The organism is Cytobacillus sp. NCCP-133 (assembly GCF_026011715.1).
Classification (GTDB): Bacteria; Bacillota; Bacilli; order Bacillales; family Cytobacillaceae; genus Cytobacillus.
In genome coordinates, this window is record NZ_BRVM01000005.1 from 117,488 (window position 1) to 142,441 (window position 24,954).

The following is a 24,954-nucleotide window of genomic DNA, read 5'->3' on the forward strand; positions in this document are numbered from 1 at the left end:
AAGCTCGATTCATTTCTAAAGAGGGAATTTCCGGAATGCAGTGAGGTAGTTTTGGCAGTGAACAGATGAAATCATGCTGCCGAAAAAATTATATGAAAAAGCAGGTTTTCAGGGTACAGGCAGGAGAAAGATTGGGAAAATCGGTGAACAATCCATATACAGCTATTCCATTAAACAATAAAATCAGCATCCCTTTCTTCTGAGGGGTGCTGATTTATTTAAACCATCTATGAATGATATACAAAAAGAATATCGTAGCACTTGTTAGAATGATAACCATTAGATGAGCATCTGCCATTCTGTTTGCCTGGACAGCATCATAAATGGCGATAGATAGTGTCTGCGTTTTACCGGGGATATTTCCCGCGACCATCAAGGTTGCACCGAACTCCCCCATTGCCCTTGCAAAACCAAGGACCAGCCCGGCCAGAATTCCTTTATATGAAAGGGGGATAATGATATAGACCAGCAGCTGAAAATGGCTGGATCCGTCAAGTTCCGCAGCATCTACGGTGTCTTTATTGATAGATTCAAAAGCTGCCTGTATTGGGCTAATCAGTAAGGGCAGGGAAGCGATCATTGCAGCAATAACAGCAGCCTTCCATGTAAAAATGATCGGCCCTCTGGTCATTGCTTCAAACCATTGCCCTATAAAAGAATTTCTCCCAAGCAGCAAAATTAAATAATACCCTAAAACAGTTGGCGGTATTACAAGTGGAATAGTTACAATGATTGATAAAAACTTCGTCAGTTTGTTTTTCTTAAAAGCAAACCACCAGGATAAAAAAATCCCAATTACAAAAGATAATAGGGTTGCGAAAATAGAAATCCTCAATGACATCATTAATGGCGTAATAATATTTTCCATTATGGCAAATCAATCCCATACTTCATTAAAATTTTTTGGCCCTGTTTGCTCAGAATAAATTCTGCAAATTGCTTGCTTTCTTCTTTTTTCTCCGAATGAACAGGGATTCCAAGTGTTTGTTTAATTGGTGCGTGAGCTTTTGGATCTATGAGCTCATATGGCAAATCAGTTTCCTGGAGAAGTGCATATGCAATAATTCCTGCATCCGCATTGCCGGATTCCACATATTGATAGGCTTGTCTGATATTTTCAGCATAGACGATTTTAGGTTCAATATCATCCCTAATACCCGCAAATTCAAGGGCTTCTTTTGCAGCCTTTCCATATGGGGCATGCTCAGGATTGGCGATTGTTATCGTTTTAATTTCCGGTTTTAACAAGCCATTTAAATCGATTGGCTTACCGTCGGAATCCTTGCTTAGAATCGCGATTCTTCCTAATGCGTAATATTCTTTTGAATCCTTTTCAATCGCATTTTTATCAATTAGTTTATTGATATAAGACTCCTGTGCTGCTGTAAACAAATCGAACGGTGCGCCTTCCTGGATCTGCTGTGTAAGCAGGCCGGTTGAGCCAAAGGTAAATTCAACCTCAATCTTTGTTTCCTCCGTGAATTCATCCCCTATTTCTGATAGGGCATGGTATAAATCGGAAGCAGCTGCTACATAAATTTTCTCCTCTTTCTTTTCTTCCTGGCTGCATCCGCTAAGCGCTAAACTAAACGCTAAAAAGACCACCGCAAATAAAATTACTCTCATTAAAATCCGTACCTTCCGTAATTATGTAAGATTTTTATATAAAGTCATTATAACACCATCAACGATTATTCCGGGAATGATCACCGTGAAAAACATTGAAGTTCTACTATAAATGTAATGATAAGGGTTGTATGAAAATAGTATTCAACCATAAGAAAGCTTCCCGTCTAAATAGATGAAAGCGTGTGGAAGGTGATTGAGAGAAAGAGAGCGGAGATCGAAAATAAGGATGATCTCAATAAGGAAAAGCGGGTAGAGTGGCTGATAAGTGAGTATGGCAGGAAAGTTGCTCGCTTGGCGTTTACTTACACGAAGCATTGGCATTTAAATATACCTTTATGTTTAAGAGGGTGTCAATATGTGGAATGAGATAAATAGGTTTTCAATCGAAGCATGGTTTGACAAGGCCATAAATCTGATTTATAATTATCTTGAATTCAAGATAATTTAATTCGAAGTATTAAGGAAGGTGATAAAATGGCTCGGCATTGCCCCAATCAAACATTCCTGCTTCTAATGCAAACATCGAAGTCTATTCAGGAACGTGTTAGGGAAAATATCACCAGCTGCAGTCTAAGCATGACAGAGTTCTCGGTATTAGAGGCTCTTTATCACAAAGACATGCAGACAATCCATGAGATTGGGAAAAGAATTTTAATTACGAGCGGGTCGATGACTTATGTGATTGATAAACTCGAGGAGAAAGAACTAACAAAAAGGGTTGCATGTCCTAAAGACCGGCGTGCAATTCATATAGCATTAACAGACAAAGGAAATGAATTCCTTGAGGAGGTTATGCCTAAGCATGAAGGGTGGGTGGATTCTTTTTTTGAAGAATTAAACCCCGTTGAAATGGAAAATCTAAAGAATTTGCTTGAAAAAATTAAGCGGAAAACAGAAAAATAATGTTTTTAGTAAATATCTCGAAATAAAAATATTTGAATTAGAGAGTATGAATCCAGAAGAGATCGCATTGAACGATGATTGATCCCCTTCGAAGTAAGAGAATTGGACTGACAAAGGAGACAATAAGATGAAACATATTTTCCAAAAAGGGAAGGACCCTTCAAATCCCACATTATTATTGCTGCACGGAACAGGCGGTACAGAAGCAGACCTGCTTCCGCTTGCCGGCCACATTGACCCAAATGCGTCAGTATTGAGCGTACGTGGAAATGTACTGGAGAATGGCATGCCCAGATTTTTCCGAAGATTGGCTGAAGGAGTGTTTGATGAAGAAGATCTTGTTTTCCGTACGAAGGAGTTAAATGAGTTTTTAGATAAAGCAGCAGAAGAATATGGTTTTAATCGAGGGAATATTGTGGCGGTTGGCTACTCCAATGGAGCAAACATTGCAGGCAGTTTATTATTTCACTACCAAAATGCATTAAAAGCGGCAATTCTTCATCATCCGATGGTGCCAAGACGAGGGGTAAAGCTGCCTGATTTAAGCGGAAAGTCAGTTTTTATTGCTGCTGGAAACAATGACCCTATTTGTCCTGCAGAGGAGTCAAATGATTTAAAGACATTCCTTGAGAATGCAGGTGCTAAAGTAGAGCTTCATTGGGAAAATCAAGGACACCAGTTAACCTTTGGCGAAGTGCAGGCAGCGGCAAGCTGGTATAAACAGAAAAAATGTTAATGGATGAGGAAAAAGGGAAGATAATGAAAGAATAGGTGATAAAAAACATGGGGATATTATCAAGGTTATTCGGTAATTCAACTAAAAAGGAGTCGATCGATATGGCAAACATTAAATTGGCAGTTATTTATTACAGCATGGGGGGGACAAACTATCAATTATCAAGATGGGCTGAAGAAGGGGCAAAGGAAGCAGGTGCAGAAGTAAAGGTATTAAAGGTTCCTGAACTTGCCCCGCAATCTGCAATCGAAGGCAATCCCGCATGGAAGGCACATGTAGAATCCACAAAAGATGTAAAAGAAGTAACCCATGATGATCTGGAATGGGCAGATGCCATCATTTTTAGTGTCCCAACGAGATTCGGCAATATGCCATCTCAAATGAAACAGTTCCTGGATACAACAGGCGGACTTTGGGCTCAAGGAAAATTGGCTAATAAAGTGGTAAGTGCGATGACTTCTGCACAAAATCCGCACGGCGGCCAGGAAGCAACGATCCTTTCACTATATACAACGATGTATCATTGGGGCGCAATTGTCGCGACACCTGGCTACACCGATCCTGTTCTTTTCGGCGCTGGAGGAAACCCTTATGGAACAAGCGTAACCGTAGATCAGGACGGAAAAATGATTGAAGACGTAAAAGAAGCCGTTAAATATCAGGCAAAGAGAACAATCACTGTTGCTGAATGGGTTAAAAAAGGAAATCAATAATTGATTTGGCTAGGAGAGCAATTGGTTTTTGCCAATTGCTCTCTTTATTATGTTTTGAAGAAAGCAAAATTAAGTTTATAGCAGAAGAGCCCCTACACTTTTGCAATAACGCAGGAGAGCCTGTCAAAGAACCAGTGGCGAAAAGCTGAAGCTTTTAATATAACTTTTTTTAAAGGAATCAGATCAAATATAGAGAAGTATTACACATCAAATTATGGAGGTGCTCTGTAAATGTACGAATTAAAAACAAAAGAGAATGATAATAGTGTTCTTGAATTTATAGAAAAAGTGGAAAGTCCCAAAAAACAGGAGGATGCCTATAAGCTCCTCGATCTTTTTACAGAGACCACTGGCTATCTGGCGAAAATGTGGGGACCGAGCATAATTGGGTTTGGATCTTATCATTACAAATATGCGACGGGGCATGAAGGGGATGCACCACTTGTTGGCTACTCACCGAGGAAAGCAAAAATCAGCTTATATTTTGCGACAGGTGACCCAAAGCGCGAAAAATTGCTTGAGAAATTTGGAAAACATACTTCAGGAAAAGCGTGTGTGTACATAAACAAAGTGGCCGATATAGATGTAGAAGTCTTAAAGGAATTAATTCATCAATCCATTACATTTTTAAGAGAGACCTACCCGGAGAAATAGAATCCTGGCTCTGGCAAAGAGAAGTCGATAAGATTGCCTCTTAATATTTAAGGGCTTATTTGTAAAATGCTCTTAGACATGCTGTAAATATATAGGACTTAAGAGCCTATTTGGGGCCATCCAATTTACACTATTTAAAAAGGGTACTGGTCCTATGTTGTGGTATAGGATTTAATAAGTGCAAATAAGGAAACGAATAAAATAGGATGGAGGTTACATGATGAGTGATCAAGCAAAAAGTAGAATGAAAAGAAAAAGATGTACTAAATGGTCAAAAGTGGGACTTGATGGCATTATTTGAATCAATGGAAAACTGGGAAAAAGAATTGGAAGCGGTAAAAGAAGGTTTTTCGAGCGTCACAAAGTATAAAGGCAGGCTAAAGGAGAATGCTAACGTATTGCTGCATTGCCTGGAGGCAAGAGAAAATCTGTTGGAACGGTTTAACCTTGTTTCTATGTATGCAGACCTGCGTTTGTCGGGATCACACTGAGACTGAAAGACAGAAAGATGCAGCAAAAGCTTCAGATGCACGTTCTGAACTAAATGCAGCACTTTCATTTGTAGAAGCGGAAATACTGGCCATTCCTGATGGGAAGTTAGAAAAGTATCTGGAGGAAGAGGCGGAGCTTACCCCTTATAAAAAGTATTTAGAGGATTTGCATGAAAAAAAACCACATGCACTCGGGAAGGAAACAGAAGAAACCCTGGCTGCGCTTGGCTCACTTTTTAGTGCCTCTTTACCATTTATAACCGGGGAAAATGTCAGATATGCAGTTTGGATCATTTACAGATGAAGAAGGAAATGAATTGCCGCTTTCATTTGCACTGTACTCTGGAAAATATAGTTCCTCTCCATCCACTGAGATACGCAGAAATGCCTACGAATCTTTTAATAAAACATTGAATCAGTATAAGCATACATTTGCAGCAGCCTACTCTGCGAATGTGAATCATGAAGTAACCATGGCAAGATCGCGAAACTACGATTCTGTTACAGATATGCTGCTTCAGCAACAGCTGGTTACGAAAGAAATGTATCATATCCAGTTAGATGTGATTCAGGAGGAATTAGCACCACATATGCGCAAGTTTGCGAATCTGAAGAAACGGGTCTTAGGCTTGGAAAAGATGACGTTTGCCGATCTTAAGGCCCCGCTTGATCCGGCCTTCAAACTGGAGACAACCTATGAGGAAGCAGCTGAAACTGTGAAGGAAGCTTTGGAGATTATGGGTATTGAATACATGGAGATGATTCATACAGCTCTTTCTGAAAGATGGGTAGACTATGCAGATAACGTTGGCAAATCAACAGGAGCATTCTGTTCCAGCCCGTATGGTGCACATCCCTATGTATTGATGACTTGGCCAGATACCATGCGCGGTGCTTTTACGCTTGTACATGAACTTGGTGGTCTTGCCGGCCATTTTTACCTGGCTGGAAAAAACCAAAGAATGATCAATACAAGATCATCAAGATATTTTATTGAAGCACCATCCACAATGAACGAAATGCTGTTGAGCAACCACCTGCTTTCTAAAACAAATGATAGCCGAACGAAGCGATGGGTCATTCTTCAGCAGCTTGGAACCTATTACCATAATTTTGTCACGCATCTGCTGGAAGGAGAACTGCAGAGGAGAGTATATCATCTTGCCGAGAATGGAGAACCGCTAACAGCAAGTCTGCTATCCGAGCAAAAAGGAGAGGTACTGAAATCCTTCTGGAGTGACTCGGTGGAATTGGATGAAGGAGCAGGACTTGCATGGATGCATCAGCCCCACTATTATATGGGATTGTATCCATATACGTACTCAGCAGGATTGACTGTCTCAACAATTATATCCAAACAAATCCTTGAGCAAGGAATACCTGCAGTCGAAAGATGGCTGGAAGTTTTAAAAGCAGGAGGAACATTAAAGCCTCTTGAACTAATAAGAAAGGCCGGCGTAGATATGTCCAAACAGGATCCAATCCGAGAGGCAGTTGCTCATGTCGGCAGCCTGATTGATGAGCTTGAAGAAAGTTACAGCAGCAATAATTGAATTAAGAAGGCATTACCATTCCCTCCCGTATGGTATTTTCGGGCAGGGGATTTTCATTTAGTTTAAAGGTTATTATTTCATGAAATTTTTTTAGAAATAAAGATGTCTTTTACTTATGCACACTTTTGTTTGAGAATCTTATAATAACTAGGGAAAATTTTAAAAATAGCTTTATAGATTTACAGAAACACAGTGTTTTTCATTGCATTTCGTTTGCCTTGGAGATAAAATGTTTACCAAAGTAAACTTTTTCAGTTAGGCGCATATACTTTTATAAAAAATGAATATATATTTTTTTAGCACAAAAGTTTCTCTAGGGAAACTTTTTGGCGGCAATAAAAAAGGAGAGAAGAAAATGTCGCAGGAAGTATTATTTGCGTTTAGTTTAACGTTGTTTGCGGGATTAGCGACAGGGATAGGCAGTTTAATGGCATTTTTTACTTCTAGAACCAATACAAAGTTTTTGTCATTAGCTCTTGGTTTTTCTGCAGGGGTCATGATATATGTTTCCATGGTTGAAATATTTGTTAAAGCGAAGGATGCACTTGTAGGGGCAATGGGTGTAGTAAACGGGAACTGGGCAACCGTCGGCGGCTTTTTTGGCGGTATGATCCTGATTGCATTAATTGATCGATTTATTCCTAAAGGAGAAAATCCGCATGAAGTGAGAACAGTGGAAGAAATGAATGATCATGGCAAGGTTGTGGAGAATCAGGGACTATTAAAAATGGGGACATTTGCAGCGCTTGCTATTGGCATTCACAACTTTCCTGAAGGAATTGCGACTTTTACATCAGCACTGCAGGACCCAGGCTTAGGGATTGCCATAGCAACAGCGATCGCCATTCATAACATTCCAGAAGGAATTGCTGTATCTGTACCGGTTTATTTTGCAACCGGAAGCAAAAAGAAAGCTTTTAAGCTATCTTTTTTATCTGGACTATCGGAACCAATAGGCGCATTGGTGGCTTATTTGATTTTAATGCCTTATTTAAACGATATCATGTTTGGTGTCATTTTTGCTGCGGTTGCCGGTATTATGGTATTCATCTCACTTGATGAGTTATTGCCGGCAGCGAAAAAATATGATGAAGCACATACCTCCATTTATGGCCTTGTTGCCGGGATGGCGGTTATGGCGCTTAGTTTGCTTCTTTTTATCTAAACATGTTAAACAAAAGGCAGCCACTTTTCACAAGAAGGGACTGCCTTTTTTCGTTTGAGAATTCCTAATGTGCTCCGCCTTTATCAAAATTGCTTCCGCTAACGTCTGCAATATTCTCAATAGCCACTAAAGCATTTGGATCAATGTCATACACAATGGAACGAAGCGCTGATAATTCAATCCGGGTAACAATGGTATAAATAATTTTCTTTGGCTCGCCCGTAAATACACCCTGGCCTTGAATATAAGTCATTCCGCGCCCTAATTGCTTAATTAGTGCATCTGATATTTCCTCTGGCACATCCGAAATGATCGTTACTGATTTTAATTCTTCTAAACCTTCCACGACAATATCAATCATCTTATAAGCGATATAATAGGTGATAATCGAATACATCGCCGTTTCCCAGCTGAAAACGAGAAAAGCTGCCAGAATAAAGATGAATACATTGACAATCATAATAAACTGTCCGACAGATACAGGACGTTTTTTGCTGACGAGGATGGCGATAATTTCGGTTCCATCCAATGAGCCGCCTGTTCTGATCACAAGACCCACACCCGTTCCCAGAATGACAGCGCCGATTACTGTTGCTAAAAATAAGTCGTCCGTAACCGGTTGGAAATGATGTAAGTAAGCAGTACTTGCTGATAAAACAATTACCCCATATAAAGTATGTACTGTAAATTTCGTCCCAAGTTTTCGATAGCCGATATAAAGAAATGGCAAGTTCAAAATAATCAGGAATAAACTCATGGTAATCCCCGTTAATTCGGCGGCAATAATGGAAAGGCCAATCACTCCACCATCCAGAATTTTATTAGGTACCAGGAAAAACTCTAGTCCAGCTGCCGCAATCATGGCGCCAATCGTGATCATGAACAGCTGTCTTACTTCTTTTAAAATACGTTTATTCTTCCTCAATGCCACACGCCTCAAGCCCTTCTTTTGCTAAATACCTTCATATTATAGCATTTTTAGAGAAAAACCTTTAAAAATAAGCTTTCCAAAAAATAAAGTAAGGCATGTATAAGCCATTGCAGAATGTGATAAATTGGAAAAATCAACTAAAGCGAGGAAAGGAAGATGACTGCTATCTATGTGTACCGGGGGAAGGCAAGAGTCAAGCTAATATGAAAAAAGAGACATAAGCTGCCGTGCGATGAAAAAAGTTTTTAAAAAAAGAGCGCAGGAGCTCTTTTTTTGTGGCTGTATCTTAGGAACCACTTTTATTTGCAGCGAGTTTTTTCCGGTCTTTTGTGCCAGGAGGCTTTTCCATCCAGCGGTGCTTGATCATAATATCAGCACCGGTTTTCGCATATTTGGCAATTTCTATTGACAGCCGTTCGTAATTCATGGCCAAATCGCTTCGCTGGCTCGCGGCAGCTGCTGTTGCATAATTTCCTGTTCCGGCAGCGCTTATTAAGCTCATATGAAACATCATTAGCTTATCAGAAAAGGTTTGCGTGACTGAATTGCTTACACTGACATCAGGCAAGCGAGGAGTAGGTATGTCATTTTGCAGCAAAATGTCTGTAAAGATTTTTATATGTTTATTGGCGATTTCAGCTCCTCTAAGCATAAAGTCCGACACTTCTTTTACTGGCGATGTCTGAGCAAAGCTGAGGCATAAATTAACACCCATAGCGTTGGTCAAGACATTCATGTATAAATGGGATATCTCAATGGCATTTAATGGCCTTTTATTAGAAAGCGGATTGAGGCCGCTTAAATAATTCTTGCTTTCAATATATTCAGTTACATTCGGAGTTTCTATGTAGGGATGCCTCGCAAGCAGTCCTTTTTTGAGAGCAAGCCTATTGGACTTATTATATAGCACAGAGGTTTCATAAAGCCCTTTTGTATAGTAATCGCAAATGTCTTCTCTTGAACTCATGGACAGGAGGCCGCCATAAGAGATTAATCCTGTTCTGGCCATATGATTAGTATACGTCAAACAAAAGATATCAGAAAAAAGCCATGGTGCGTCCATATTCACGTCATTGTCAGAAAAGCCATCCGGAATGGCAAGCTTATCCTGTTTGAAGATCTTTTCCAATTTTTTTAGATGGGTGGAAGATAAGTCGTATGCATATTGGACGATTCCTTTTGTTTCTTTATCTTCAAGATGTTTAAGCATAAATCCCAAAATGCACTTTGCCATACTGTCATTCATATATGAAGTCCACAGGGAAGCGATTTCCGCTGCTGTTAAACGCGTTTTGTTCTGTTGCATTCCAAAGCCTCCTGAAAAAGCAGATATGGATATTCTCTCCAAGGATTGGATTATTATTCATCGAAAGGGGGATGATGTTATGTGAATCGGATTATGGTAATCGGAATTTCAGCAGGGGTAGGCAAATCAACATTTTCGCGGTATTTAGACGAAGCCTACAAGCCTGTCATTTGGACGCGCTCTATTGGAAGCCTGGCTGGGTCGAGAGCGAACTTGATGATTTTTCGGCAAGTCAGCTTGAAGTTGTGAAAAGGAAACAGTGGATTATAGAGGGGAGTTACAGCAGCACTTTTAACATTAGGGGCGAAAAATGCGACACCGTTATTTATCTGGAGCTTCCATTATATCTGCCTGTACAGAGTATTGAGAAGGTGGATCACGAACCTCGGCAAACCCGGCCGGACATGGCTGAAGGCTGTCAGGAAAAAATGGACTGGGCGTTTTTAAAGTTCATTATTACAACGTACGGACCCAGGAAAAAGAAAATGGAAAAGCGATTGCTGAAATTTGAAGACGCAGGGAAAAAGTTATCGTGCTGAAGGGAAAAAAAGAAATCAATTTATACATAAAAGAATTATTAAAAAAAAATGAAATTTTATTGATTAAGAGTCCGCGTAGAGGCTGGGAAATGCCTGGCGGACAGGTCGAAGAAGGCGAGTCTATTATAAATGCTGCAATTAGAGAGACGAAGGAAGAATCAGGAATTGAGATCGAGGTAACCAAGTTCTGCGGTGTTTTCCAAAATGTGAATAGCTCCATTTGCAATACGTTGTTTTTAGGTAAACCGGTCGGAGGAAAACCGGCTACAAGTCCAGAAAGTCTTGAAGTGGGATTCTTTCCTATTAAAATGCCATGGAAATGGTGACATGGAATAACTTTAAGCAGAGGATAGAGTATTGTTTGAATAATGAACTTCAGCCGTTTTGTGTGGAATTTTAACCAATGCCTGACTCTGCCAGCAGTATGTATTTAATGATATTAGAAATGGCAAAAACCCTCTTTAGGCAAGAGGGTTTTTATGTTTATTTTTTCGCAATAGGCCCTTCGAAGACCTCAGAGGTTTTTGCAAACTTAAATTCCTTCATTGCTTGTCCGCCAGATGAAAGATTCGGATAGAAGTTAACATGGTTTCCAGTGCTTTCATTTTTCCTGCTTCCCATTTCCTTTGCACGTTCGATTGCTTCTTCGAATAGAGTTGCATGGGCCGCTTCACGGTCAATCAGGAATTGGAACATTTCTCTTGCTCCGGGGTCCGCAACATGGCGATAAAGTTCTTCGTATACTTTTTTTGCACGAAGCTCTGCTGCAAGGTCTGATTGAAGGTTGGCAACGAGATCACCGACATTATTAATGAAGTTTCCAGTAAAAGGAGTTCCGGAAGAATCCACAAAATCAAGCCCATGTCCGTCAAGGATGGTGCTTTTTTGTACAGTTGAATTTTGATGGATCATACTATTGACATACCCTTTTGCATCTGACAGCATATTTCCCTCTCCGGTCATTTTGCGTTCGTCACTGCCCATTTCATTCATCATCTGGTCTTTGTCCGGTCCACCCATCAGCTGAGTAATACAAGAGCCAACCATTTCGAGATGAGAGATCTCTTCAGTAGAGATATCCATTAACAAATCGCGAATGGCAGGATCAGGAGTACTAAAGCTCTGTGCAAAATACTGTAAACAAGCCTTGAGTTCACCATTTGCCCCGCCGAACTGCTCGAGCACTGCAGCTGCATAAGCTGGATTTGGTTCTTTCACTTCAACAGGGAACAATAGCTCTTTTTTGTGGATATACATAGTCAGCCTCCATCCATATTTGTTTTTACATCATCCACATTCCCATCTGGTATTTGGATAAACATAATTTTGGAAAATTTATAAGAGCGGAATTGAATTCTTTTAAGTGGGAATCGCAAGGAAAACTGCCATAAAGAAAAGACAGGAGATTGTCCCTGTCTTTAAAAAAACCTACAAACATATTCAATGATGCTCAGATTTAAATCTTTCACAAAACGATTTCCACATTTACCCGTCCCGAAAAAAACACTGCACCGCCCCCCATATCAGAGAGCCGGTCCGGAGTCAGTGAATTGACAAGCTGCTGGGTGCCGGGCATATCTGCCCAAAGCCCTTGTGAAACGACGACCCCAGGAAGGACGAGTTCGCCAACAGCTGCTTTAAGTTCGCATTCTCCACGTTCATTCCACACGCGGACCCTATCACCATTCTTGATTCCTGTCCTTTCCGCATCTTTGGCATTTATATGAAGCCGAGGTTCTTTTTCAAGCTGAACATGTTTCTCATTATTGGAAAAGGTAGAGTTTAAGAAATTATGGTTTGGTGCCGGAACAAATAGGTAAGGATAGTTGCCTTGTTCCTCCAATGCTATGTATTCGGGCAAAGGAGGGTAGCCGGCATCTTTCATTCTTTGAGAATATAACTCTATTTTTCCGCTTGGTGTCAGAAGCCTTCCAGGGAATAGCGGCTTGGTTTTCGCTTTGATAAATTGTTTTTCCTTAAGGGTTTCAAGATTAATTTCCTCAATAAAAGGATTAGCAGGGAAATCAAGAGCTTTTTCAATCATTTCCTCTTCTGTTTCCTGAAAAGCTTGTTCATCATATCCCATGCCTGCAGCTAATAGACGGAATACCTCTACATTTGACTTGGACTCTCCAAAAGGCTTCATGACCGGCTGCTGGATTTGCATGTAATGATGCCAGTAGGAAGAGTAAAGGTCCATATTTTCATAGGAAGATGCTGCAGGCAATACGATGTCAGCGAATTTCGCAGTCTCTGTCAAAAATAAATCATGGACAACAAGAAATAAATCCTCCCGCATCAGCCCTTGTCTGACTTTATTGCCTTCCGGAGCTACAACAGCGGGGTTTGTCCCGTACACATACAGTGATTTAACCGGCTTTTCCAGTTCAATCAGGGAATGGCCGAGCTGATTCATATTGATGATGCGTGTATTCTTTTGTTCCTGGAGGTCTGGCCGCTGCAGGGCAGATGTATTAAAAGCAAGGTAACCTGAATTTCCTTTAATGGCACCTCCGCCTTTCAAAAGCCACTGTCCGGTGATGGCAGGAAGGCAGGAAATGGTTCGTATGCACATGCCGCCATTATCATGATGCTGCGGTCCATTGCCAATCCGGATAAAGGAAGGGGACGTGTCCCCGTATATTCGTGCAAGCTTATAAATGTCTTTAATAGGCACACCTGTAATAGCTGAAACCGTTGCCGGATCATATTGACCCACATGATCTCGGAGCTCTTCATGGCCCACTGTGTACTTCTGAAGAAAGTCTTGATCCTCCATGTTTTCGGCAAACAATATATGCATCATCCCAAGTGCTAGCGCAGCATCAGTTCCAGGTTTAATCGGAATGAACCAATCGGCCATTTTTCCGGTCTGATTTTTATGAACATCAATCACAACGATTTTGGACCCATTTTTCCGCGCCTTTTGGGCAAGGACCACCTGATGCATGTTGGTGCTAACTGCATTGATGCCCCAGAAAATGATCAGTTTTGAATGAATGGTGTCTTCTGGATCGATGCCCAGGCTGCCTCCCATTGTATAGCTGTATCCGACAGTACCAGCAGATTGGCAAATTGTCCTGTCCAAATGGGATGCGCCAAGTTTATGAAAGAAACGGCGGTCCATACCTTCTGCTGAAAGTCTGCCCATATTGCCATAGAAGCTATATGGAAGAATGCTCTCCGGCCCATATTCTTTAATGAGACTTTTCCACTGGGAAGTTATCGTTGCAATAGCTTCCTCCCAGCTGATTCGCTCAAATTGGGCTTCACCCTTATTTCCCACTCTCTTTAAAGGAAATTGCAGCCGCTTCCCATCATATAGCCGGTTGGGCATGTTACGGACTTTGTTGCATATATTCCCATTTGTAACGGGATGATTGGGATCACCTTCTATCTTCACGATGATCCCGTCTTTTTTATGGACAAGAAGACCGCATTGATCCGGACAATCAAGCGAACAAACGGAAGGGAATATACCATTGGAAATATCCCTGTAAGAGCTCATGACAAAACTCCTTCTCTGAATGTATTAAAATGATAATATCACAAAAAAAGAAGGAATGGTGATTGGTTGAACGGGATTTAAGCAATAAGCAATCTGATTGAAAAAAATAAATTGCAAAGTGATTATATTATCTATACATAGAAAAAACCGCGGATTATATCCTCGGTCTTTATTAGTTTGAAAACCCAAAATTTATTTGCGCAGTTCTTGTTCATTCGCCCGCATGCCTTGATAGGGGCTTGCCGCTTTAAGATTTTTTAGGAGCCTGCGGTGTTTTATTTCCATATTCTGAATATGATTCAGTTCCTCTATTAAATCATGAATGGACAGAATCTCATATAAGATGGCTGTTTCCGGCTGGACATGATGGTGTGTACGCGGTTTTAATCCGCCTGCGGGAACCTGCTGTTTTTGTTCAATAAACCATTGGGTAACCTCAATTATTTTTTGATGATGACTATCCGTTATAAGAAAGCCGGGATCATACAGGCTTGCTCTCAGATCATCGAGCACATCTTTTCTAAATTTTTGCTTTTTTTTATTTAATGTTATTTGGCTTGGTGGCAGAAAGATTAAGTTGCCAATGTGATAAGTGATTTGCCTTAATATCGTTAGCTTTTTGTATTCATAATGAAAGTCCCGCATATCATCCCGGCTAAAACGGTGATATTTATATTCCGCTTTTTGGTAAGTACATAAGATCTCTGTTTTTTCAATGTTTTTTATCAGATTCTGGAATGCCAAACGAATTTCTTGGTCAGGAGTCTGTAAGTTAAAAATTTCTAAGCCACGCTTATGTAATAGATCCCCAGCTCTTCTGTATAGGGAGTGAATGCTGCTCATAATGGAATTAGAATAATCCGGCGGCATAACAAAAAAGTTCACAGCAGTTGAAACGACAATGCCGGTAGAGGTTGTCCCCATTCTAATTAAAAAAGAGGATAAATAATGATCATGGACGGTAGAAATCATCGCGACACCTGTCAAGGTCGCGACCAGCATTCCGTCATGAAGCTTCAGCTTATGGCAGGCAATGATCGTAGCCAGTGAAACTGAGGCATAGGTATAAGGGCTGTCTCCGAATAAGAAAGTAAAAAGCACTGCAAATCCGGCGCCAATTGCTGCTGCAGGAAACCGGACATAAGCTTTTCGGATCGAGTCGGCAACAGTTGGTTCAATGGTAACGATGGCTGTTATGACCGCAAACATGGCTGGCCAATTCAGCATATGGCAGATAAAAGCCGTTATAAAAACAGCCAGTCCTGTTTTAGCAATTCTTCCGCCCATAAACTTGTAACGAATAGATAGTGTCATAAGCAATCCTTCTTTAATGCATCTTTATTTCAAATTATATAATCTATAGTAGTGCACAAAAGCATTAAGAGCAAATGGGAATTTTCTGATAAAACGGGGGATCTTCCCTGACAGCGAAGGATAGTATGTTAAAATAAACAACTATATAGGATCAAATAGAATGGTGTACATAGGGGGAAGAAGTCCTGGAGAAAACCGGCCATGCTGTAGGGGGAGTATGCCCATTCGGATTGGCTAAAGAACTTGATATTTACCTTGACGAATCGATGAAAAGGTTCGAAACACTATTCCCTGCATGCGGAAGCAGCAATTCGGCAATTGAACTGACACCAGCTGAAATAGAGGAATATTCGCCTGCAAAGGGCTGGGTGGATGTGTGCAAAGGCTGGGAAGCTGAACTAATCATTGAATGGCCGCCTGAGAAAATTACCAATAAGAATTAAAATTTTTCGATGAATGACAGGCATCTATACCAGGTATAGGTGCCTGTCACTTTGTAGTAATAAATTGAAAAATTAGCTGGTTAAGCTCTTTCGCAGCCTTTGTGGGAATACGGTGGTCAACATCCTCGATTACATGCAAGTCGTTTTGGGGCAATTTTTCATGCAATTGTCGGGCGTAGGGATGAAAGGGCTTATCTTTTTTACCGTAAACCAGTAAGATAGGCAGAGTGATTTCATTTAGCTGGTTGACACAATTGTATTTCAAACTATATCGATAATATTGCTCAATGTTTCGAAAATCGCCTTTTTTTGCTTCAGAAAACATTTGTTTAAATAGCTTTAGATTATCGGAATTACTCCAGGAGATAGACCAAGCCAATAAGTTTATAGCACCCTTACTTGAAAGCTTAATTCCCAATGAAATCTTCTTCCTCAAATAATCGTCATCTACATCTGGCATTGCCCCAATCACGATTCCCCCCAGAGCTCTTTCAGCAAACGTCAACATGTACTCCAAAACAATAGAACCACCCGTTGAATATCCACACAGGAACGCTTTGTTTATATTTAAGTGGTCCAATAGGCGAATGATATCTTTAACAATAAGGGGATAGGATACAGGTTCAGGGGAGTAGGGACTTTTTCCGTGTCCGCGAATATCAAAAGCAATTACTTGAAAATTGTTCGAGAGTCCGTCTAATTGATATTTGAAGTTCACTGAAGACAAAGTAGGCGGGTGGATAAAAACAATCGGAGTACCGCTTCCTTTTACAGTATAATACAGGCTGGCACCGTCCATATTCAGCATTGGCATGGATATGACACCTCAATTTTTGAATGTTGGCTTTCATAAAAAATTTTCTGCTAATATGTCTAATCAGATACACAGGGCATCCCTCTTACGGACACAATGAATATTTTTCCTTAGTTTATTACAAAAAATACATAGAACGGATTTATGTTCACTTTAATAGGCTCGTTTCTAAAAGATTGTTTTTTTAAAAGATAAAAAACCGGTGATGAATAAGGTTGGTTGGAATGTAAGGTGCTAATCCCGCGAAAATACATTCGCATTTCCTTTGTGTGGTGTTACTCAAGAAAGCTTATTCAAAGTCCTGCGGGAGGAGCGGGACAGGTGAGCCCCTAAAGGTCCTGCGCACCGAGGATGCTCACTCCCGCCCCGTGGAAAGCGAGCATCCTGGAATAGGAAACAACCTATGCTCACTTCCTGTTAAAAAGCACTAAAGTCTGCGAAACCAGCTTTTCATAATAAAGAAAGTATTTAATAGTGAAAAAACAGGAAGGCTGTATTATCATTGGTATTAATAAAGAACAAATCGATTTATAAGATGGGAGAGCGTTTTGATGGGGAAAAAGTTAATTATTGATCAAATTGACAGTTTAAAAGCTGATTTTTATAACATAAGCAAATATATCGGTGAAAACCCCGAGCTAGGGCATGAAGAATTCAAGGCCTGCAAGGTGTTGTCGGATGAATTAGAGAAGCATGGCTTTTCAGTAGAGACAGGCACGTGCGGATTGCCAACAGCTTTTACGGCAACCTTTGATAGCGGGAAAGAAGGGCCAATTGTTGGCTATATGTCTGAATACGACGCGCTTCCGGAAGTCGGACATGCATGTGGCCATAACTTAATTGGCACGATGGGGATTGCAGCAGGAATTGGATTAAGCAAAGTCATCTATGAAACAGGCGGGAAGGTCATCGTCTTTGGAACACCGGCTGAGGAAACAAAGGGCGGCAAAGTGACAATGGCGGAAGCGGGTATTTTTGACGAACTGGATGCTGCCATTATGCTTCATCCCTTGGATAACTACGTGAAGAGCGGTTCATCACTGGCAATGGACGCAATCCAGTTTGAGTTTTTTGGTAAATCAGCACATGCTGCTGCGAACCCGCATCTGGGAATCAATGCACTTGACGCTGTTCTGCAAACCTTCAATAGCATTAACGCACTGCGTCAGCATATTACTCCCGATGCCAGAATTCATGGCATCATCACAGAGGGCGGAAAAGCAGCCAATGTGGTTCCAGATTATGCTGTTGCACAGTTTTACGTCCGTGCTGCAAAAAGGGAATATGTAAATGAACTTGTTGAAAAGGTGAAGAAATGCGCGGAAGGTGCTGCTCTTCAAACCGGCACCACAATGAAATGGTCATTTTATGAACTTTCTTATGATAATATGGTCACTAACAATCCATTGTCTGATGCTTTCGCTAAAGAATTGATATCATTGGGAGTGAAAGAGGAAGAAATTATGGGACAAAAAGATGGTTCCGGTTCTCTCGACATGGGAAACGTTAGTCAGGCCGCTCCTTCTATTCATCCATACATTAAAATCTGCAGGGAGGCATATGCATGCCACACGCATGAATTCCGCGAAGCTGCCATGAGTGAGCAGGGAAGAGAAGCGATGATTCTCGGGGCAAAGGCAATGGCTCTAACGGGCTATGAAGTTCTGACGAGTAAAGAGCTATTAAAACAGATTAAACTGGAATTTGAATCCCAGAAAGCATTTGTATAACATAAAGAAAAGCATGATCCTTTTTCGCTTTACGAGCGGGATCATGCTTTTAATTTTTAAGAAAGGCTATTCCATTCAGAATATAAACCGGTTCCATTGCAGCCAGGGCAGTCAAACTGGTTTGCATGATAAGCAAATTCATTGCCAGGATAAAGTGAGAAGCCTCTGCCGTAGCAGTCCGGACATTTATTTTCTTCCTTCATGCGGTTGACATGATTTTGATATCTCGTTTCCCGCCATTCATTAAAGGCATTCAATAATCCCATCTTTTTCACCTCAGCCATTTTTTCTTTATTTTGAATAAAATGGGCAGATTTTATACATTCCTTTCCTACATCGTATGAAAAAGTGGGGACAAGTGTGAAAAAGTGTTCATCCAAATTTATTGAATGTCATAATAAGTTATTTTGCTGGAATATCTTCGAGCCATTTTTTCCGTACTGCATCAATGAAAATGCTGACATTCTTTTTTTCCTGCATGATGGGGGATAGAACGTAAGACAGTGTCCGTTTAAACTCCTGGTTTTTAATCCTGATGACAGATAGATTGTTTTGTATGATATCTCTTTTTACCACACTTCCCGATAATATGCTGATGCCCATCCCGCTTATGAGTGTTTCTTTTATCCCCTGGTTGCTGCTGATCGTGAGCAGGGATTTCACTTTTAGCCCATTTGAACGAATAAAATGGTTAAAATATTCACGGGTGCCAGAGCCGGTTTCCCTCATGATCCACGCCTGATTCTGAAGATCTGAAATGTTGACCTCATCTTTAGGGACCAGTGGGTGATGAATAGAAGACACAATGAACAATTCATCCTGCATAAAAGGGGTAACGGCTAGCTCTTTTTCATTTGTCTGGCCCTCAATCAACCCAATGTCAACGTGATGCGAACGGGTGGATTGAATAACTTCTTCAGTGTTTGCAATGGTTACCTGAAGGTTTAGTTCAGGATATTCCTTTTGCAAATCAAGTAATAAGGGGGGCAGAATATATTCGCCGATTGTAAAACTGGCCGCTATTTTTAGTTCGCCTTTAATTGTATTTTGCTGCTCAAGGATTTCCTGCCTTGTTTGCTCATAGATTGTAATCATCTGCTTGGCCCTGTCATATAATATTTCACCACTAGGCGTGATCTTTAAATATTTGGGAGACCGATGAAATAGCGTAGTCTGGAACTCCTTTTCAAGGTTTTTGATGTGGAGGCTGACACTTGGCTGAGACATTAGCAGAAGCTCGGCTGTTTTTGTGAAATTTTTCACTTCTGCCAATGTGACAAAAGTTTTTAATGCATCGTAATACATTTAATCACCACTTTATTATTAGTTTTATTAATAGCTATGATAATTAATATTTATTTTACTAATGTTAAATCATTCGGTAAAGTAATAGATATATATTTTTTACTATTAAAACCGACTTTTTTTATAGGAAAAGAGGAAATTTAAAGAAATACTATAAAACCAGTCATTTGTGCTGGTTTGTGAGGTGGATCGTGTTGCAACTTCAGGTAATGAACAGTCCGTTTAATCAGGAGCAGGCAGAGCTCCTTAATCGTTTGCTGCCGACTTTATCAGAAACCCAAACTCTTTGGCTTAGCGGCTATCTTGCAGCTCTGCAGTCATCATCATTACAGGCTGCACCTGCAGTCGCAGTGGAGGAAGTTCCAGCTGCAGCATCTGGCAAGGCAATTTCTAAGGAAGTGACCATATTGTTTGGATCGCAGACAGGGAATGCACAAAGCCTTGCCAAAAAGGCAGGAAAAACACTTGAGGAGCGAGGCTTTAAAGCAACAGTCTCTGCAATGAGTGACTTTAAGCCAAAGGATTTGAAAAAGGTTAACAATTTATTAATTGTAGTAAGCACACATGGTGAAGGGGACCCGCCGGATAATGCATTGACTTTTCATGAGTTTGTGCATGGGAGAAGAGCGCCGAAGCTTGAGGATTTGCGTTTCTCTGTATTGGCACTTGGCGACAGTTCCTATGAATTCTTCTGTCAGACTGGTAAGGATTTTGACAAGAAGCTTGAAGAACTTGGCGGATCAAGAATCACCCCTCGGGTTGACTGCGATCTTGACTTTGAAGAGCCAGCTGCAAAATGGATGGAAGCAGTGTTAGATGGATTGAGTGTAAGTGAAGGACAGAATGTCAGCCATTCAGAAGTAACGGCTGCGTCTGTTTCCGCACCTGTCGAATCCATTTACTCCAGGACCAACCCGTTTAGAGCAGAGGTTCTTGAAAATATCAATTTAAATGGGCGTGGATCCAATAAAGAAACACGCCATCTTGAATTGTCTCTTGAAGGGTCGGGACTAACCTATAAGCCGGGTGATAGCTTAGGCGTTTATCCGGAAAATGACCCTGAGCTTGTAGATTTGCTTTTACAGGAAATGAATTGGGATCCAGAGGAAGCAGTAAAGGTTAAAGATGAAATAGTAACATTGAAAGACGCGCTTCGTTCTCATTATGAAATTACGGTTTTAACGAAACCGCTTGTGGAAAAAGCAGCAAAGCTTTCTGAAAAGGAAGAATTGCAACTGCTTGCTTCAGACAGGGATCGGTTAAAATCTTATATGGAAGGCCGGGACCTAATTGACCTGGTACGCGACTATAAACCGTGGAATGGTTCGGCACAGGAGTTTGTTTCAATCTTACGAAAGATGCCTGCCCGCTTATATTCGATTTCCAGCAGCTATGAAGCAAACCCGGATGAGGTCCATTTAACAATCGGGGCTGTCCGGTATGATTCAAATGGCCGTGAGCGCAAAGGCGTCTGCTCGATTCTATGTGCGGAGCGCCTGCAGTCAGGTGACACGCTCCCTGTATTTATCCAGAATAATGAAAATTTCAAGCTTCCTGAAAATCCGGATACGCCAATTATTATGGTTGGTCCTGGAACAGGAGTTGCACCGTTTCGCTCGTTTATGCAGGAACGTGAAGAAAACGGGGCAGAAGGAAAGTCCTGGATGTTTTTTGGCGACCAGCATTTTGTGACAGATTTTCTCTATCAGACAGAATGGCAAAAGTGGCTTAACAAAGGTGTCCTTTCGAAGATGGATGTTGCCTTTTCCCGCGATAGTGAGGAAAAAGTTTATGTCCAGCACCGTATGCAGGAGAATAGCAAGGAACTCTACCAGTGGCTGGATGAAGGTGCAGCTGTGTATATCTGTGGCGATGAGAAAAACATGGCACATGATGTCCATAACACGCTCATAGATATTATTGAAAAAGAAGGCAGCATGAGCCGCGAACAGGCTGCAGCCTATCTTAGTGACATGCAGAAAAATAAACGCTACCAGCGCGATGTATATTGATGTGGAATGAAAGGAGTTTTCAGCATGGTGAACCCCAATTTAAAAGCGCCGGACGGACCTCCGAGTGACGTTGAAGGCATTAAAGAACGAAGCAATTATTTGCGCGGAACGCTCGCGGAAGTGATGCAGGACAGAATCAGTGCCGGAATTCCGGATGATGATAACCGGTTAATGAAGCATCACGGAAGTTACCTGCAGGATGACCGTGATCTTCGGAATGAACGACAAAAGCAAAAGCTCGAGCCGGCTTACCAGTTTATGCTTCGATTGCGACTGCCAGGAGGGGTGGCATCACCCGGACAATGGCTTGTTATAGATGATTTGGCAGAAAAATATGGAAACGGCACTTTAAAGCTGACCACACGCCAGACCTTCCAAATGCATGGGATATTAAAATGGAATATGAAAAAGACGATCCAGGGTATACATGCCACAATGCTTGATACCATTGCCGCATGCGGAGATGTTAACCGTAATGTTATGTGTATTTCAAATCCGGACCAATCGGAAATTCATTCGGAAGTGTATAATTTGTCCAAAATGCTGAGTGATGATCTGCTGCCTCGTACACGGGCTTATCATGAAATCTGGCTGGATGAAGAAAAAGTAGCCGGATCCCCAGAGACGGATGAAGTGGAGCCGATGTATGGCGCGCTATATTTGCCTCGTAAATTTAAGATTGGGATTGCTATTCCGCCTTCCAATGATATTGATGTCTTTTCACAAGACCTTGGTTTCATTGCGATAGTGGAAAACGGCAAGCTAGCTGGCTTTAATGTGGCAATTGGCGGTGGAATGGGCTTCTCACACGGAGACAAAGAAACCTATCCTCAGCTATCCAAAGTAATCGGATTTATTACGCCGGATAAGATCTATGATTTAGCGGAGAAGGTCATTACCATTCAGCGTGATTATGGCAACCGCTCTGTCCGGAAAAATGCCCGTTTTAAATACACCGTGGACCGTCTTGGTTTGGAGACTGTGAAAGAAGAGCTGGAGAATCGCCTGGGATGGAAACTTGAAGAGGCTCGGACCTACAAATTTGAATCCAATGGAGACCGATATGGCTGGGTGAAGGGTGTCCGCGGGAAATGGCATTTTACGATGTTCATAGAAGGCGGCCGTGTAGCTGACTTCGAAGGCTATAAGCTGAAAACGGCATTGCGCGAGATTGCTAAGGTTCATAAGGGTGACTTTAGACTGACCGCAAATCAGAATTTGATTATCGGGAATGTGGCTACGAAAGATAAGGCACAGATTGAAGCGCTGATCGAGCAGTATCACTTAACGGATGGCAGCTGCTATAGCGCACTGCGCCGCGGATCAATGGCCTGCGTGGCTCTGCCGACATGCGGATTGGCAATGGCCGAAGCAGAGCGCTACCTTCCTGTTTTAATAGATAAAATTGAAGGGATTGTAGACGAAGCAGGATTGAGAAACGAAGAAATCACCATTCGCATGACCGGCTGCCCGAACGGATGTGCACGACATGCATTGGGTGAAATCGGCTTTATCGGGAAAGCGGTTGGCAAATACAATATGTACTTGGGCGCCGCATTCGACGGCAGCCGATTGAGCAAGATGTACCGCGAGAATATCGGGGAAGAAGAGATTCTGAGCGAGCTGCGCGACATTTTGCCGCGGTATGCCCGTGAGCGGCAGCAAGGCGAACGCTTTGGCGACTTTGTCATCCGGGCCGGGATTATTGAAGCGACTACAGATGGAACGAATTTTCATTATTGAGATTAAGTTGGGAAAAGACAGGGCTTGTGAGCCCTGTCTTTTTTTGTACGGTAAGGACTGGTGGCTATAAGGCGGATAAAAGTATGTATGTAAGGGATAAATTTTTTTATACGGTAGATAAAAAAATTTATAAGGTGGATAAATCCCTTTAAAAAGGAGATAACCTAGAAAGTAATCAGAAGAAAGGTTATAGCAGCAAGCTAAAGTCGGTATTGGCGGCAGATTATTGAGAAGAAAAAGTGCTAAATAGATGTAAAGCAGGAAAAATTTTTTATGCAGTGGATTAGCTCTTTTATATGTTAGATAAAATAGGCAATAAGATGGATAAATCCTTTTATAAAGGAGATAACCAAGAAGGATATCTGTTACCTCTAGCCCAAAAGAAGGAATTTGATAATTAAACAAAGAAAAATTTTATAAAATTTATAGGGAGTGAAAATAGGATTATTAAAGAACGAAAAATTCCCCTTGTAATCTTAAAATTAGAAGCACTTCTTCGCAGATTACCGCCAACACATTCGAAAGTTCCACTGATAAAAGAGGAACTTGGAAAAAGAAAGGCGGGATTTAAAGGGGAAGTTTCATTGGATTTTCCACTTGACCTCATTCATAAGAAAAAATATTTTATATTGCATGATTTAAGGTTGCCTAGTGGTCCGCATTATTTACAAATTGACACACTTCTCCTTTCCGAAAAGTTTATACTTATTCTCGAGGTAAAGAATATAAGCGGCATTTTATATTTTGATACAATTTATAAACAGCTTTTTCGAGTAAAAGATGGGGAGGAAACAGTTTTTCCATGTCCATTGATGCAAATTGAAAGACATGAAATGCTATTTAAAGAATGGGTTTTGAATAATGGGTTCCCTACTGTGCCTGTTTATTCAATGGTAATTATCAGTAACCCTCATACTGGCATCAAAACCATTCCCTCAAATATTCGCCTCAATAACAAAATTGTCCATAAAAATAATCTTCCTTCCAAAATAGATAGTATTGAAGAATACTTGAATCAAAATTCACTCCCTGAAAAGTTTCTTAAAAAAATGATCCGTATGCTGAAAAAGCAGAATAGTGAGGCTGATCCGGATATTCTAAAAAGATTCCAAATAGAGGAAAGAGAAATATTAAGAGGAATTCACTGCCCGGACTGCAACTATTTACCGTTAAAAAGGTTAAAAAGAACATGGCATTGCCCTGAATGCAGAAAGAATAGCCATAATGCTCATATTCAAGCTTTGAGTGATTTTTATCTGCTTATTGGAGATTCAATTACAAATAAAAGATTTAGAGAATTCCTTCTGCTTGCTTCTCCAATCACAGCTACTAGATTAATAAAATCCCTAAACTTCCCCCATTCAGGAGCAAATAAGAGTCGAAAATATACTATAGTATTTCAGGATAGCGATAAATAAATGATTATCCTGCAACCCCAAAAAGAAAAAGAGGTATTCACCTAAAA

20 protein-coding genes and 3 pseudogenes are annotated in these 24,954 nt (G+C 40.9%); 13 read left to right on the plus strand and 10 right to left on the minus strand.

The features are described from left to right. Positions 1-214 precede the first annotated feature (214 nt). Complete coding sequence (gene modB / locus NCCP133_RS08615; protein ID WP_264804521.1) at positions 215-868, minus strand: molybdate ABC transporter permease subunit; 654 nt, start codon at positions 866-868, stop codon at positions 215-217. After that, positions 868-1,626 (minus strand): molybdate ABC transporter substrate-binding protein, encoded by a 759-nt coding sequence (gene modA, locus NCCP133_RS08620; RefSeq protein ID WP_264804522.1) that lies wholly within the window; start codon positions 1,624-1,626, stop codon positions 868-870. Before modA ends, modB begins: the two co-directional genes overlap by 1 nt. 477 nt (positions 1,627-2,103) lie before the next feature. Here modA and NCCP133_RS08625 point away from each other — a divergent pair, with 477 nt between their 5' ends. The 6 genes and pseudogenes from NCCP133_RS08625 (at position 2,104) to zupT (ending at position 7,844) form a co-directional block, all read left to right on the plus strand. Further along, positions 2,104-2,532 carry a MarR family winged helix-turn-helix transcriptional regulator gene (locus NCCP133_RS08625; protein WP_264804523.1) on the plus strand — a complete coding sequence of 143 codons (429 nt, stop codon included), beginning with the start codon at positions 2,104-2,106 and terminating at the stop codon, positions 2,530-2,532. 127 nt (positions 2,533-2,659) lie between these two features. Next, positions 2,660-3,268, plus strand: a complete 609-nt coding sequence (locus NCCP133_RS08630; RefSeq protein ID WP_264804524.1) for an alpha/beta hydrolase — start codon at positions 2,660-2,662, stop codon at positions 3,266-3,268. A 101-nt stretch (positions 3,269-3,369) separates the two neighbouring features. Next, complete coding sequence (gene wrbA / locus NCCP133_RS08635) at positions 3,370-3,981, plus strand: NAD(P)H:quinone oxidoreductase (protein WP_264804525.1); 612 nt, start codon at positions 3,370-3,372, stop codon at positions 3,979-3,981. Positions 3,982-4,212: 231 nt separating this feature from the next. Then, a complete protein-coding gene (locus tag NCCP133_RS08640) occupies positions 4,213-4,635 on the plus strand; it encodes a DUF1801 domain-containing protein (protein WP_264804526.1) in 423 nt (140 codons plus the stop codon). 287 nt (positions 4,636-4,922) lie between these two features. Beyond that, a pseudogene (pepF, locus tag NCCP133_RS08645) lies at positions 4,923-6,679 on the plus strand (oligoendopeptidase F). 355 nt (positions 6,680-7,034) lie between these two features. Next, entirely contained in the window at positions 7,035-7,844 is an 810-nt protein-coding gene (gene zupT, locus NCCP133_RS08650) for a zinc transporter ZupT (protein ID WP_264804527.1), read from the plus strand. A 64-nt stretch (positions 7,845-7,908) separates the two neighbouring features. On the opposite strand, the gene NCCP133_RS08655 is transcribed toward zupT, so the two are convergent. Both NCCP133_RS08655 and NCCP133_RS08660 read right to left on the minus strand, forming a co-directional pair. Next, a complete protein-coding gene (locus tag NCCP133_RS08655) occupies positions 7,909-8,724 on the minus strand; it encodes a YitT family protein (protein WP_264804604.1) in 816 nt (271 codons plus the stop codon). Between the two features lie 337 nt (positions 8,725-9,061). Continuing rightward, positions 9,062-10,081: a DUF3231 family protein gene (locus NCCP133_RS08660; RefSeq protein ID WP_264804528.1), complete on the minus strand. Its 1,020-nt coding sequence runs from the start codon at positions 10,079-10,081 to the stop codon at positions 9,062-9,064. A gap of 71 nt (positions 10,082-10,152) precedes the next feature. Between NCCP133_RS08660 and NCCP133_RS08665 the strand changes: the two genes are divergently transcribed. Together NCCP133_RS08665 and NCCP133_RS08670 are read left to right on the plus strand one after the other, a co-directional pair. After that, the gene (locus tag NCCP133_RS08665) at positions 10,153-10,620 is read left to right on the plus strand and encodes a topology modulation protein (RefSeq protein WP_264804529.1); all 468 of its coding nucleotides are present in this window, start codon (positions 10,153-10,155) and stop codon (positions 10,618-10,620) included. Further along, positions 10,617-11,020: pseudogene (locus tag NCCP133_RS08670) on the plus strand (NUDIX hydrolase). Before NCCP133_RS08665 ends, NCCP133_RS08670 begins: the two are co-directional and overlap by 4 nt. 83 nt (positions 11,021-11,103) lie before the next feature. Here NCCP133_RS08670 and NCCP133_RS08675 read toward each other — a convergent pair. The 3 genes from NCCP133_RS08675 to NCCP133_RS08685 form a co-directional block, all read right to left on the minus strand. Continuing rightward, positions 11,104-11,877: a manganese catalase family protein gene (locus NCCP133_RS08675; RefSeq protein ID WP_264804530.1), complete on the minus strand. Its 774-nt coding sequence runs from the start codon at positions 11,875-11,877 to the stop codon at positions 11,104-11,106. A gap of 208 nt (positions 11,878-12,085) precedes the next feature. Next, a complete protein-coding gene (locus NCCP133_RS08680; RefSeq protein WP_264804531.1) occupies positions 12,086-14,128 on the minus strand; it encodes a molybdopterin oxidoreductase family protein in 2,043 nt (680 codons plus the stop codon). A gap of 192 nt (positions 14,129-14,320) precedes the next feature. Continuing rightward, complete coding sequence (locus NCCP133_RS08685; RefSeq protein ID WP_264804532.1) at positions 14,321-15,442, minus strand: aromatic acid exporter family protein; 1,122 nt, start codon at positions 15,440-15,442, stop codon at positions 14,321-14,323. Between the two features lie 176 nt (positions 15,443-15,618). On the opposite strand from NCCP133_RS08685, the pseudogene NCCP133_RS08690 reads away from it, so the two are divergent. Next, positions 15,619-15,885: pseudogene (locus tag NCCP133_RS08690) on the plus strand (YbaK/EbsC family protein); the annotation flags it as partial. A 46-nt stretch (positions 15,886-15,931) separates the two neighbouring features. On the opposite strand, the gene NCCP133_RS08695 reads toward NCCP133_RS08690, so the two are convergent. Then, on the minus strand, positions 15,932-16,699 hold the full coding sequence (locus NCCP133_RS08695; protein WP_264804533.1) for an alpha/beta fold hydrolase: 768 nt from the start codon (positions 16,697-16,699) through the stop codon (positions 15,932-15,934). A gap of 551 nt (positions 16,700-17,250) precedes the next feature. Here NCCP133_RS08695 and NCCP133_RS08700 point away from each other — a divergent pair. Further along, a complete protein-coding gene (locus tag NCCP133_RS08700) occupies positions 17,251-18,429 on the plus strand; it encodes a M20 family metallopeptidase (protein ID WP_264804534.1) in 1,179 nt (392 codons plus the stop codon). Between the two features lie 56 nt (positions 18,430-18,485). Here NCCP133_RS08700 and NCCP133_RS08705 read toward each other — a convergent pair whose 3' ends face one another. Together NCCP133_RS08705 and NCCP133_RS08710 are read right to left on the minus strand one after the other, a co-directional pair. Beyond that, the gene (locus NCCP133_RS08705) at positions 18,486-18,695 is read right to left on the minus strand and encodes a methionine aminopeptidase (protein ID WP_264804535.1); all 210 of its coding nucleotides are present in this window, start codon (positions 18,693-18,695) and stop codon (positions 18,486-18,488) included. Positions 18,696-18,831: 136 nt separating this feature from the next. Continuing rightward, the gene (locus tag NCCP133_RS08710; protein WP_264804536.1) at positions 18,832-19,734 is read right to left on the minus strand and encodes a LysR family transcriptional regulator; all 903 of its coding nucleotides are present in this window, start codon (positions 19,732-19,734) and stop codon (positions 18,832-18,834) included. 194 nt (positions 19,735-19,928) lie between these two features. Between NCCP133_RS08710 and NCCP133_RS08715 the strand changes: the two genes are divergently transcribed. From NCCP133_RS08715 to NCCP133_RS08725, 3 genes are all read left to right on the plus strand, one after another. Then, positions 19,929-21,746, plus strand: coding sequence for an assimilatory sulfite reductase (NADPH) flavoprotein subunit (locus NCCP133_RS08715; protein ID WP_264804537.1), 1,818 nt, complete (start codon positions 19,929-19,931; stop codon positions 21,744-21,746). Between the two features lie 24 nt (positions 21,747-21,770). Next, positions 21,771-23,489, plus strand: a complete 1,719-nt coding sequence (gene cysI, locus NCCP133_RS08720) for an assimilatory sulfite reductase (NADPH) hemoprotein subunit (protein WP_264804538.1) — start codon at positions 21,771-21,773, stop codon at positions 23,487-23,489. A gap of 473 nt (positions 23,490-23,962) precedes the next feature. After that, entirely contained in the window at positions 23,963-24,907 is a 945-nt protein-coding gene (locus NCCP133_RS08725) for a nuclease-related domain-containing protein (RefSeq protein WP_264804605.1), read from the plus strand. Positions 24,908-24,954 lie beyond the last annotated feature (47 nt).